This window comes from Rickettsia typhi str. Wilmington, assembly GCF_000008045.1.
Lineage (GTDB): Bacteria > Pseudomonadota > Alphaproteobacteria > Rickettsiales > Rickettsiaceae > Rickettsia > Rickettsia typhi.
Genome location: NC_006142.1, coordinates 602755 through 616311, shown reverse-complemented (window position 1 = coordinate 616311; position 13557 = coordinate 602755). Strand labels below are relative to the sequence as shown.

Here is a 13557-nt window from a genome sequence, read left to right as displayed (position 1 = left end):
TAAAAAAATAAGTTGACAATTACATAAGTTTTATATTCAAATATTTTTGACTTTTTAAGTTTTATAGATAATACAAATTATGTAAAAAATTCTGGTTTAAATAACATAGAACTCTCCTGGAATGATGTAGGTAATGGAGTTAAATTATATTGAGGATCGAAAGCATTACCGTAAATTTTTTCTATTTTTTTGATGGAATTTGGAAAAGTTAAAGCTAACAATATTGACTTTAAAATAGTAAACATTGCTATATATGGATCAGTTTCAGGAGAAGATAAGCGATGTTCTAAACGTTTTGGTAAAGAATTTGGAGTCCGTACGGCTACGCTTCTATTATTACCACCATATGATACATGCGTAGGAGACATAAATTTTTTATTTATCCGTAAATAATCTAAAGTAGTAGGCATAAAAACTAGTAGTGTATCTAGCATATAGTGACATATCCCTTGTGCTGCCAATATATAATAATCATGTAATTCAGAATTAAAATTAATATGAAAATGCATACTATTACCATAATCATCCAAAAACGGCTTAGGAGAAAAATCTATATAACCGTTTAACTGCTTTGCACTTTTTTTTAAAATCTTTTTAACCTCTAATATATTTTTGATATATTGTATTAAATTTATAGAAGGAGGAAGTGCTATTTCAAATTGGTTATTTCCTTTTTCTTTTTTGATTTTAGAAATTTTAAATTTAGATAAGTATTCGCGTGAAAGTATTTCAAAGTTAGCTATATCAATATTGTTACTTAAATAAAACTCTATTTCTACGCCTATAATAGGGATGAGCTGATAGTCTTGATAAAATTGTTCTATTATTTTTTCTAACTGTTTATTTTTTTGTAAATTGTTAGATAAAGTATTAATAAAATTATTATAATTAATATATGGTATCTTCATGGAAAGATTAATACATAAATCAGTTTATTATAAAATTTTTGATAAAACATTCAACAACTCGAGTCATAGATATATACAAAAAAATTACTCTATATATGACGCAGAAATAGTGGCAAACATAGAATCTATTACTAATTATTTTAAAGCACAAGATATTTTAATTTTAAATCAAGTACATAGCAATCAAATTGTTAATGCTGATGAGCATATAATGACTATACCTGAAGCAGATGGAAGCATTACAACTAAGAAAAATTTAGTATTAACAGTACAATCCGCAGATTGTGTGCCGGTATTACTTGCAAGCGATGACGGTAAAATAATAGGAGCTGCACATGCAGGTTGGCAAGGAAGTATAAATAATATTATTAGTAATATAGTGACTAAAATGGTTGAAACAGGAGCCAAGAATTTAATAGCAGTGATAGGTCCAGCTATAGCACAAAGTTCATATGAAGTTGATGATAAATATTATAAAACTTTCTTAAGTAAGGATATTAACAACAAACAATTTTTTATAAACTCAATAAAAGAAAATCATTATATGTTTGATTTACCAGCTTTTGTAGAATTCAAGCTTAATGAATCAGGTGTGAAAGATATAAAAAATCTTACTGAAGATACTTATACAAACCCATTTAAATATCCAAGCAAAAGACGCTCATATCATATGCAAGTACCTTATAATGAAAAAATATTATCAGCTATCGTAATTAAATAATTGATGAATAACTCTTAATTTATCTTTTAATGGATCAAGAGAAAAATTACTATCCAATAATTGAATTGATGCACCAAACAACATTAAAAAATAGATAGTATTCCTACTTTACTAGTATTAATAAAATGATTCATACTTTACATATCGAAATCACATTGTACTTAACCATTAATAGGGAAAAATCATAGCCTATAGTTTTTATTAGAAATAAGTCATATTGAAGCGTGATATATTCCTTAAAAAGATACTAGTACTACCCTGAACATAATATTACGGTAGCTGTTTTAGACATCAATTAATTCTTAATCAGAAGTAAAAAATATATAATTGATTTACGATTAAAAGATAATATTTGATTTTAAGTTGTAATTTATATTATTACTCATTCATCATGAATACAATAATAAGTAAAATCTAGAAAATGTATAATTTTGTTATATAGTGATTGTCATAAATGAAATATAGATAAGCTACAAAGATTGTGGTAATGAAATATGTAAACAACTCGTAAGTTATTAAAATAATTTAAATTTTGGTCTTATGGCGTATTTAAACTGATCTTTAATATTCTTAACATCTTGTAATGAAGCTGTGCAATTTGCTAATTTATGTAAATCTAATGCAACAAATACTTCTAATGATAATATATGATACAATTTTAGCCTTTTAGAGAGTTCTTCTTGCTTGATATTTTATAATTCTTAAATATGACAAGATGAAATAGAGTGCTATTATTGGCATAGAGGCACTAGAAAAGCATTATTTAAAAAGAGTTTTATTGTTACAACAAAATTTATGAATTTATTGATAGTGGAAACAATCAAAACTATACATTAGCAGTTACCATAACTACTTAGTATAAAAGTATTAGAGAATATATGCATTGTAACAATCACATATTTATAAGTCGCAGCCATGCTTCCCAATCACGTTTTCCTAAATCTTCTTCAAAAGATAATAAATCTTTTACCGTTTTCTTACATATTTCTACGGAAGGAATTATAAGTTCTTGTTGTATTGTTGAATTTAGCAAACATTGTGTTTTACAAGCTTGTTCTAAATGATAAGTATAAAACATAGCTTCATGAATAGTTTTGCCGCATATAATAGCACCATGATTACGTAGCAACATCACGTAATTTTGCTTAAGATCATTAACAAATTTAGCGCTTTGCCCAGCATCTAGCACTAGAGAATTATAATCATGGTATGATATTCTATCGTAAAAATGTAATGCCCATTGACTTATTGGTAAAAGCCCACATTTTAAAGAAGAAACTGCAATAGATGCAGGAGTATGATAATGAAAAATCGCGAAAACATCAGGACGTGCTTTGTAAATACTACCATGAATAAAGTAACCGGTTTTATTATATTGATATTCTTCTCCTTCTAAAATTTTTCCATCTAGACTAACTTTTAAAAGATTCTCTGTAGTTACTTCTTCGAATCTTAGCCCAAAAGGATAAATATAGTAAAAATCTGCATTTTTAGATCGTGCTGATAGATGTGTATAAGTATGATCATCTAATGACAAGTATGCCATTATTCTGTAAGCAGCAGCTAAATTATATTTTATATCCATTATTGTATCTATATTGGTTTTATATCATTTTTACGTATCTTAATTTTATATCATCATCATACAACAAAGTTCAATTTTTATTATTGCGTCAAGATACAATATCACAATAAAAAAGCATAAATTCCTGCTTTTAGCTAGGATTATATATTTAAAAGGAGTATAGCGATCTCACTTTATATCTACAGTATCTATAGTGCGACAGTTGTATGGATAACAATCTATGTATAAAGAGTCTCCTCTAATTTGTATTATTATAATAATAAGTTCAAGAAATATAAATCTACACAACAAAAAATTTATATTCTTTTAATAAATAGAAAAAATAAGCAATAATTACTTTTTCTGATTTTGTTTAAGGATATAAATCATAAAAAATAGCCAGAAACATATAACACTATAGTCCGTCATTATAATATTGAGTACATTCCTGTTTATATAATCCAAGTAGAAACAACACACCGGATTTACAACAATTTTTTATTTGTATCTAAAGAAACTATAAATGCTAAATGTAATAAGCAATATGCCAATAATACATACCATCAAAATAATCTGTGAAAAAGTGAAAGCAAAAAGTAATTATAAACTGCAGTACACCTTAATATAGTGTGCGTGAATAGTCATAATGAAAGTAAGAGAGCTCTTATTTTCAATAAGATCAAAATATAGTAATTCTGTAGTAAATATCCACCAATACGAAAATTCATTATAAAAATGCAGTGATAAAAAGCTCTTATAAAAATTACTAAAATAAATACTTCAATTATATTTTTTTCTAGATTCATGTACAATCAGTGATGAAATCCAAAAAATGATAATTTATAGCAGGTAATAGTTTTAACATAGCAAAGCATTATAAAATCATAGTACGAATCAATTTTATTGTAAAATAGAACAACCCAAAAGAATTCATATCGTATAATCATTTGTAAATAATTTTTTAATTCTTACAAAGAGCTATAACACTGACTGCATCCTAAGTAGTTTAGTGTTGCAGAAGTCAATATACAAATAAGTTTATGATCCTTGTTTAATTTTGGCTTGAGCTGCAGCGATTCTTGCTATAGGGATTCGGTATGGAGAGCAGGAAACATAGTTTAAATTCATCTTATGAAAAAACGCGATTGAAGTAGGGTTTCCAGCATGCTCTCCGCAAGCTCCGAGTTTTAAATTAGCATTGCTGCTTTTGCCTCGTTTTATAGCAATTTTAATTAATTCTCCTACTCCTTCTTCATCAAGAGTAGTAAATGGATCAGATTCAAAAATCTTTTCTTCTAAATAATATGGCAGAAAAGATGCAATATCATCTCTAGAAATGCCATATGTAGTTTGCGTTAAATCATTAGTCCCAAAACTAAAATAGTCAACCTCCTTAGCTATTTTTTTACTCCCAAGTGCTGCCCTTGGAAGTTCTATCATAGTACCAAGTGTAAAGGAAAATTTATAGCTATAACGTTGTTCTAGTTTTTTTACTACTGCATAAATATCCATTTTTAGCTTTTTTATTTCAGCTACATTACTAATTAAAGGAATCATTAGTTCTAAATTAGATTCTATATGTTCTTTTTTATGTAGCTCAAAAATAGCTGTCAAAATTGCTTCAATTTGCATTTGGTAAATTTCCGGTAAACATATTCCAAGTCTACATCCACGGTGACCAAGCATAGGATTTACTTCATGCATTGCATGAAGACGTTGATGAATCATAGATAACGGTAAATTTAAGCTATGTGCTAAATTTTTTTTATCCTCGTCAGTAGTAGGTAAAAACTCATGTAGTGGCGGATCAAGTAATCTAATATTCACAGGTTTATTTTTCATTACTCTGAATAACGCTTTAAAATCTTCAGTTTGTAGTGGTAATAATTTCTGCAATGCACATTGTCTACGTTCTATATCAGGAGCAATAATCATCTCCCTTACTAAAGGAATTTTATTTTTATCAAAAAACATATGTTCGCTACGACACAAACCTATACCTTGAGCACCAAATTTTATAGATACTAAAGCATCGTTAACAGTTTCAGCATTGGCGCGAACTTTTAAGCTGCTAATTTCGTCTGCCCAATCTAAAATTAACGTTGATTCCTCACTGAAAGTAGGTTGAATTAACGGCATTTCACCTAAAAAGATTTTACCACTACCTCCATCAATTGTTATAATATCTCCTTGTTTAATCACTATGTCGCCTGCTATTAATATTTGCTTTTGCTCATCTATAGATAAATTATTTGTACCACAAACACAAGGTTTCCCCATGCCTCTTGCTACAACTGCGGCATGCGAAGTCATTCCACCTCTAATAGTTAAAATACCAGAAGCAACATGCATTCCATTAATATCTTCAGGACTGGTATCATGACGTACTAAAATTACTTTATGATGATGAGATAATTTTTCAGCATCATAAGGCGAAAATACTACAATCCCTGTTGCAGCACCAGGAGAAGCTGGCAGTCCCTCAGCAATAGCAGTAAGTTTCTTGCTGTAATCAATTCTTGTATGTAATAATTGATTTAATGATTCCGGATCAATGCGCATTAATGCCTGTTCTTTAGAAATAAGTTTTTCTTCTACCATTTGTACTGCAATATTAATAGCAGCTATAGCAGTTCTTTTTGCAGTACGTGTTTGTAGTATATATAGTTTATTATTTTCTATAGTAAATTCTATATCCTGCATATCTAGATAATGTTCTTCAAGCTTTTTTGCAATTTGTGATAATTTGGTAAACACTTCCGGCATCATTGCTTGCATAGAATTTGAATCATTTGCTATAATAGGCATAGGCGTTCTAGTTCCTGATACTATGTCTTCACCTTGAGCATTGATTAAAAACTCACCAAATAGTTTTTTTTCTCCTGTAGAAGGTGATCTAGTAAAAACAACACCCGTAGCTGACGTTTTCCCTAAATTACCGAAAACCATTTCTTGAATATTAATAGCTGTCCCAAAATCTTCTGAAATGTTATTGAGTTTTCTATATACAATCGCTCTATTATTTTTCCAAGAATATAGCACAGCTTTAATTGCCGATTCTAATTGTTCATAAGGATCCTTGATTAGTTGCTTAGTATACTTAATATGCAATCGTTTAAAATCATCAATAATTTTTTCTAATAATTCTACGGTGATATCACTATCTTTATAAATATCAGCCTGAACCTTGTGTTTTTCATAAATTTGTTCAAATAGATCGCTAGGTATAGATAATACAGTTGAACCGTACATCTCTAAAAATCTTCTGTAACTATCAAGAGCAAATAGTTTATTACCGCATGAATCAGCAAGAGCATTACACACTTCATTATTCATTCCAAGATTAAGTATAGTATCCATCATTCCAGGCATCGAAACTGTAGAACCTGAGCGAACTGATAATAATAAAGGATTACTTGTCGTACTACCAAAAATTTTTCCGGTAGTGATTTCAAGTTTGGTAATAGCTTGTTGTAATTCATTTTGAAAATTTTTTGGCAAGTTATTATTGTGCTTATAAAAGTAATTACATAATTCCGTAGTTATTGTAAAGCCATTAGGAATAGGTAGTTTTAGGTTGGACATTTCAGCAAGACCTGCACCTTTATTACCAAGTATATTTTTCATGCTCGCGTTTCCATCACTACCATTATTCCCAAAATAATAAATTAGTTTATTCATACCATATATCAAAGTTTGCTAATAGTGTATATGTTTTAAGTACTACAATATTTATACAGTAGGGAAAAAATAGTAGCAATGTTAAATTAAGGTATATTTAATAAAAAAAGAATTAAAATTATGAATTTATTATTGTTATTCATATTTATGTACAATGATTACAATAAATTTTTCTGTAGAACCTAATACGCTAATTGAAATTCTTTGAACATGTTATTGACTAATTAAAAAAAAGTTACCATAATTCTTAATGGTCGTGCAGTTGCGTGATGATAATCACGAGGAAAGTCCGGACTCTATAGAGGTATGGTGCCGGTTAACATCCGGCAAAGTATTATTACTTTAGGGCTAGTACCACAGAAAAGATACCGCCGAGTATTTTCGGTAAGGGTGAAAAGGTGTGGTAAGAGCACACCGGTAAGTTGGCAACAAGTTACGCATGGTCAACCCCACCAAGAGCAAGATCAAATAGGCATTACAGAATTTAAATATTTATTTAAATTCCCGGGTTACCTCTAACTGGATTGTAATGCGGGTAGATCGCTTGAGGTAAACGGTAACGTTTATCCTAGATAAATAACTGCAATGAATTAATATTCATACAGAATCCGGCTTATAGACCAGGTTAACAGGTATTACATGCGTTAATACTGTAGAGTTATTGCGAGTAGTAACTGAGAAAATGTATGGCAATCTAGAAAAAATAATAAGATTCTGTAGATTTTTAGTTTTCCCTCGCAATGACGAAAACAATACACGTATAGATTACAGCATGAGATGATACTAACACTTACTGTGACATAATTTAATGAAAAAGTTATATCATAATCCTATTTGTCCTCTTTCAAGACAAGCACGTTTCTTCTTAAAAGAATTAGAGATAGAATTTACTACTATTAAAGAAGATTACTGGCAGTTTAATAAAAATTTCTTAAAAATCAATCCTGCAGGAACATTGCCTATTTTAGAAGAATCATACGGCTTACTTGTAGTTGGTATTTATCCGTTTGTTGAATATCTTAATAATAAATATCCAAATTTTAATTTTTTAGACACAGATATTGATATTTGTTGCGAAATTAGACGATTGTTCTTTTGGTTCAACAATAAGTTTTATTTTGAAGTTACTAAAATTATTATCGATGAAAAAGTTATACGATCGATTTCTAAAATGAGCAGTCCACGCACGGAATTTTTACGTGCTGCCAAAAATAATCTAAATTATCATTTAGAATATATGACTTCTTTACTAGAAAAAAGAAGTTATCTTGTATCTGAATGCCTAACTATTGCCGATATTGCAGCAAGTTGTCATTTATCTGTACTAGATTATTTCGGAGAAATTTATTGGGATAAATGGGCACTTATAAAGCATTGGTATTCACTAATTAAATCAAGACCGGCTTTTAGGTTATTATTACAAGATAGAATTCCTGGATTTACACCTCCAACCTATTATACAGATTTAGATTTTTGATTTTTTGAATATATTATTCAATCATTTTAGTCTTTACGTATCATGAGTTTTGAATATTTGATACTAAAGGGTTGATATGAATTTAGCATCATATCTTAATTAGATTCAGATTAAAAAATTGATAAACCATGATCAGTCGTAACATAAATTTCATTATTATTATTAATAACTTGCTATAATTAATCACAGTTTTAATATTTCATTACTATTGATTAGTATTATTTATACTCTTAGATTCATATTAATACAATAGCTTTGTTGTATATTGGACACAGCTCTTGTATATAGCAATTGTATCACATACTAACCAATAATTTTGATATATCTCTGAATATTATATAAATAATAAAAAACAAAATTTCCTTTCATATATCCTTGAGTATTAATATAATGGCATGTAATATTATTAATTTCTACATTTTGACCAAACTTGATCAAAATTATATAATAGAAATAGCAAAATAGCATAAGCACACAGTATAATTAAAGTTAGTGTAAAAACTGATTTTATTGTTACTTTAATCGGATTAAAGAAGGGATATATTACTTAATACATGTATTTATTATCATTTATATTAGGCGGATTAAATACACTAGTCCGTCAATTACTATTATCAATTAGCTCAATAGAGTTTTATAAAGATGTGTATAAAAATTATCAAGGATACGGAATAAGATATTTCTTTACTTTATCTTTTATCCCATCAATAATTTATTGTATTTTGATATTAAATTACATAGTAGCTTTAAAAGATTATTTTAACGGTACAAAATCATCAAAAGTTACAGACAACATTGAGTATGTTATCAATCAATTACCAAAAATTAAATATAATAATTCAAAAATTTCCGTTGAAGAAGTAGAACCTATATATTTATATAGTAAAAATAATAATAAAATATTTGTCATTGATACAAAAAATCAAGTTTCTAACAAAGAAAAGAGCAAAGTACCGTTTGTTCTTGAAGAGAATAAGCTGAAAATAAATTTAGTATCTAATACTAAGAAACATTTTCCAAGTATTATTAATTATTCTGAGATATTCAAGCAAAATGAAGTCATTTTAACTCCTGAAATAATAAAAAAATATTTTGCAGATAATTTATTATATGCGCCAAATTTATTTATTTTTTTTGGCACACCAGTTATTATATTATTTTGGTTTGTAACATTCTTATTAGAGAGGAGTATTATAGTTTTGTTAGTATATAGCTTAGCGAATTTACTTATTACTAAAACTTCAATACAAACTGCTATAAGATTAGTGATGTTTTCAAGTGGAATCCCAATAATATTACAACCAGTGATTATTATATTAATACCGAAATTAAGCATATTAATACAGTTACTACAAATGTTTACAACTTTTTTAGTATTTATTGCTATTTTACAAATTAATAAGAGTCTATCACATATCTAAAAAAGCATAATGATACTTTGACTGTCATCATGAATACTTTTCTACTAAAAAGTCTACAAAATTTAATTTACTTCTAATTTTTGATTTTATAATCAAATACTTGACTAAATTACTTTAGTATTGTAGACATTAAACAATTTTAAGTGTTAATAGTTCTGGTATAGTGAGACTTGCGACAAAATGTAGATATGCTGTAATTGCGATACTTGAAATGGCTACAAATAATAAGTAGCGACCCGATCACGTTGCATAAAATTTCAATAATATATATTACTTAATTATTTAGTATAAATATTTCTAAATTTAAAAAATCTGCTCTAGTTAAGCCTATTAGAGGATCAAAAGATGGATATATTTTAATAGGTAATCTAGAAGCAATAAAAATTTCTGATTATTATGAATGTTGTAAATGAAAATTTTATTATGACTACATGCTATCAATTAAAATTTGTGTTCTTGATACAGTAAAATGTTATTCACATAAATTATGGAAAGGTCTTGAGCAACATGTTAGAGACTAAAATATATCTATTAAAAATGTTGTAAATTTTAATTTAAATATATGATATATCTTGATCATAATGCGACTACTTTCATCGATCCGAGAGTTAAGGAATATATAATAAGTTTAATGGATAAGGAACTTAACCCTTCATCTACGCATATGGCTGGCAGATTTGCTCAGAACATTATAGAAACGGCACGTTCACAAATAGCAACATCTCTTGGTATAACAATGTTATCTGGAGAATATAATATTACTTTTACATCTTCTGGAACTGAAAGTAATAATTTAATAATGAAAAATTTTTATGATGGTGATATTTTTATTTCAGCTATTGAACATTTATCGATTTATAATCATATAAATTATGCTCCAAATATTAAAGTTATAAGAGTTAATAAGCAAGGACTAGTTGATTTAGAACATCTAGAAGACTTATTATTTCAAAGTAATGCTAGAAAAAAATTAGTTTCTGTAATGATCGCAAATAATGAAAATGGAGTTTTACAAGATATAGCTGCGATAAGTAAAATAACTAAAAAATATGATGCAAAATTTCATAGTGATTTAGTACAGAGTTTTGGTAAAATATCTTTAAATATTAAAGAATTAGGGTTAGATTTTGCTACAATTTCAGGACATAAAATAGGAGGAGGGCATGGTTGTGGTGCTTTAATTTCTAACTCTAATTTTCAGCTTATACCAATAATTATAGGAGGAGGCCAAGAAAAATCAGTACGCTCAGGTACTGAAAATGTTTTAGCAATTGCCGGCTTTGGTTTAGCTGCTGAATTTAGAAGAAAAAATGTTTCAGAGAATTACATAAAAATCAGGGATTTGCAAGAAAGATTAGAGCAAAAACTAAAAAAATATTCAAACGTAAATATTATTAGTAATAACGTAGCTAGGTTAGCTAATACTACCTTAATTACTGTCGACAATACTGATGCACAAGTAAAATTAATAGAGTTCGATTTACGTAATATTTGTGTAAGTTCTGGGTCTGCTTGCTCATCAGGCAAAATATCTAAATCGCATGTATTAACCAATATGGGCATAAGAGAAGAAGAAGCTAAGTCTTCAATTCGTATATCTTTAAGTCATACTAATACAGTAAGTGATATAAAGGCTTTTATAAAAGCTTTTGAGGAGATATATGAATATAAACCGTCTAGTAACCACGGTATCAAGTAAAAATATAAAAATTTATTCCAGCGGATAAGTCATGATATCAAATAAACTATTTAACATTTATAACATATGAATCAACAATTAAAAAATTTAACTTTACCAATATATATGGATTATCAGTCTACTACTCCAATAGATCCAAGGGTAATGGAAGCAATGTTGCCATATTTTACTACTAAATTCGGTAATCCTCATTCACGAAGTCACTCTTTTGGTTGGGAAGCAGAAAATGCTGTTGAAAATGCACGGAGTATGATAGCAAAGTTAATAGGGGCGGATAGTAAAGAAATTATTTTTACTTCTGGTGCAACCGAATCTAATAACCTTGTAATAAAGGGAATAGCAAAATTTTACGGTAATAAAAAAAATCATATTATCACCTTAGTAAGTGAACATAAATGTGTACTTAACGCTTGTAGGTATTTAGAGCAAGAAGGTATCAAAATCACATACTTACCGATTAAACCGAATGGAATAATAGATTTAGAAATTCTCAAAAATGCAATTACTGATCAGACTTTGTTAGTGTCAGTTATGGCTGTTAATAATGAAATAGGTGTTATTCAACCTTTACGGGAAATTGGAAAAATTTGTCGTGAAAGAAGTGTGTTTTTTCATTCCGATATTGCTCAAGGATTCGGTAAAATTCCAATTAATGTTAACGAGTATAATATTGATCTTGCAAGTATTTCAGGACATAAAATTTATGGTCCAAAAGGAATAGGTGCATTATATATAAGAAAAAAACCTCGTGTGCGTGTTACACCACTAATAAATGGTGGTGGACAAGAGAGAGGAATGCGTTCAGGTACTTTACCTACTCCTTTAATCGTAGGTTTTGGCATAGCTGCTGAAATATCATATAATGAAATGGAAAAAGATGCTCAGCATGTCAATTACTTATTTGATAGATTTTTAAATAATATATATAGTAGAATTCCAGAAGTTTATTTAAACGGTGATAAAGATCAAAGATATAAAGGTAATCTAAATCTCAGCTTTGCTGGAGTAGAAGGTGAGTCAATTATTCTTGCTATTAAAGATTTAGCTGTTTCTTCTGGTTCTGCGTGTACTTCTGCTTCCTTAGAACCATCATATGTTTTACGGTCCATAGGTATCAGTGAAGAACTTGCACATACTTCAATTAGGTTTGGCATAGGTAGATTCACTACTGAGCAGGAAATTGATTACGCAGTAAATTTAATATGTTCAAAAATTGACAAGTTAAGGAAATTAAGCCCTCTTTGGGAAATGATGCAAGAAGGAATCGATTTAAAGAAGATTAAGTGGACAGCACATTGATAAAGTTGCATACTGTTGTATAATATAACAATCAAAAGAGAAAACAATGGCTTATAATAAAAAAGTGATAGATCATTATGAAAATCCTCGTAATGTTGGGTCACTTGATAAAAACAAAAAAAATGTTGGTACAGGGCTTGTTGGAGCTCCTGCCTGCGGTGACGTTATGAAATTACAAATCGAAGTTGACGATGACGAAATTATTACAGATGCTAAATTTAAAACATTTGGTTGTGGTTCAGCTATTGCTTCAAGTTCTCTAGTCACAGAGTTGGTTAAAGGAAGATCAGTAGAAGATGCACAAGAGATTAAAAATACTGAAATAGCAAAAGAATTATCTCTGCCGCCGGTAAAATTACATTGTTCACTCTTGGCAGAAGATGCAATAAAAGCAGCTATTGCCGATTATAAACAGAAAAAAGGAAACAAAAAAGATTCTTAAAATATGAAGAATGTTATTTCATTAACTGATTCTGCTGCAAAGCAAGTAAAATTGCTAATAGAAAAGCGTGCTAAACCTACCTTTGGTATTAGGGTAGGTATTAAGTCAGGTGGTTGTGCTGGTCAGACTTATTACGTTGAATATGCTGATAATAAAAATCAATTCGATGAGGTGGTTGAAGAAAAGGGTGTACGTATCCTAATTGACCCAAAGGCATTAATGTATATTCTAGGTTCTGAAATGGATTATGTCGAGACTAACTTCAAGTCACAATTTACTTTTACTAATCCTAATGAAAAAGCTAATTGTGGCTGCGGAAAATCCTTTAGTGTGTAATACAACTTG

The 13557-nt window shown here is 28.7% G+C and carries 10 protein-coding genes, 1 other RNA gene and 1 pseudogene; 9 read left to right on the top strand and 3 right to left on the bottom strand.

What is annotated here, in order from left to right; all coding sequences use genetic code 11:
- Positions 1-77 precede the first annotated feature (77 nt).
- On the bottom strand, positions 78-908 hold the full coding sequence (locus tag RT_RS02405) for a glutamine synthetase (protein ID WP_011190937.1): 831 nt from the start codon (positions 906-908) through the stop codon (positions 78-80).
- Here RT_RS02405 and pgeF point away from each other — a divergent pair.
- The gene (gene pgeF, locus RT_RS02400; RefSeq protein WP_011190936.1) at positions 907-1629 is read left to right on the top strand and encodes a peptidoglycan editing factor PgeF; all 723 of its coding nucleotides are present in this window, start codon (positions 907-909) and stop codon (positions 1627-1629) included. The genes RT_RS02405 and pgeF overlap by 2 nt on opposite strands.
- Positions 1630-2521: 892 nt before the next feature.
- On the opposite strand, the gene RT_RS02395 is transcribed toward pgeF, so the two are convergent.
- Positions 2522-3214, bottom strand: a complete 693-nt coding sequence (locus tag RT_RS02395) for a class II aldolase/adducin family protein (protein ID WP_011190934.1) — start codon at positions 3212-3214, stop codon at positions 2522-2524.
- A gap of 1017 nt (positions 3215-4231) precedes the next feature.
- Positions 4232-6874 carry a pyruvate, phosphate dikinase gene (gene ppdK, locus RT_RS02390; RefSeq protein WP_011190933.1) on the bottom strand — a complete coding sequence of 881 codons (2643 nt, stop codon included), beginning with the start codon at positions 6872-6874 and terminating at the stop codon, positions 4232-4234.
- Positions 6875-7122: 248 nt separating this feature from the next.
- Here ppdK and rnpB point away from each other — a divergent pair.
- The 8 genes and pseudogenes from rnpB (at position 7123) to RT_RS02360 (ending at position 13548) form a co-directional block, all read left to right on the top strand.
- An RNA gene (gene rnpB, locus RT_RS04350) (RNase P RNA component class A) lies at positions 7123-7506 on the top strand.
- Between the two features lie 176 nt (positions 7507-7682).
- Positions 7683-8351, top strand: coding sequence for a glutathione S-transferase family protein (locus RT_RS02385; RefSeq protein ID WP_011190932.1), 669 nt, complete (start codon positions 7683-7685; stop codon positions 8349-8351).
- Positions 8352-8905: 554 nt separating this feature from the next.
- The gene (locus tag RT_RS02380; RefSeq protein WP_011190931.1) at positions 8906-9772 is read left to right on the top strand and encodes a DUF1189 family protein; all 867 of its coding nucleotides are present in this window, start codon (positions 8906-8908) and stop codon (positions 9770-9772) included.
- Positions 9773-9935: 163 nt separating this feature from the next.
- Positions 9936-10293, top strand: a pseudogene (locus tag RT_RS04565) (Rrf2 family transcriptional regulator).
- 41 nt (positions 10294-10334) lie between these two features.
- On the top strand, positions 10335-11471 hold the full coding sequence (locus RT_RS02375; RefSeq protein WP_011190930.1) for a cysteine desulfurase family protein: 1137 nt from the start codon (positions 10335-10337) through the stop codon (positions 11469-11471).
- 66 nt (positions 11472-11537) lie between these two features.
- Positions 11538-12770 carry an IscS subfamily cysteine desulfurase gene (locus RT_RS02370; protein ID WP_011190929.1) on the top strand — a complete coding sequence of 411 codons (1233 nt, stop codon included), beginning with the start codon at positions 11538-11540 and terminating at the stop codon, positions 12768-12770.
- A gap of 46 nt (positions 12771-12816) precedes the next feature.
- A complete protein-coding gene (iscU, locus tag RT_RS02365) occupies positions 12817-13212 on the top strand; it encodes a Fe-S cluster assembly scaffold IscU (protein WP_011190928.1) in 396 nt (131 codons plus the stop codon).
- A gap of 3 nt (positions 13213-13215) precedes the next feature.
- Positions 13216-13548 (top strand): iron-sulfur cluster assembly accessory protein, encoded by a 333-nt coding sequence (locus RT_RS02360; protein ID WP_011190927.1) that lies wholly within the window; start codon positions 13216-13218, stop codon positions 13546-13548.
- Positions 13549-13557 lie beyond the last annotated feature (9 nt).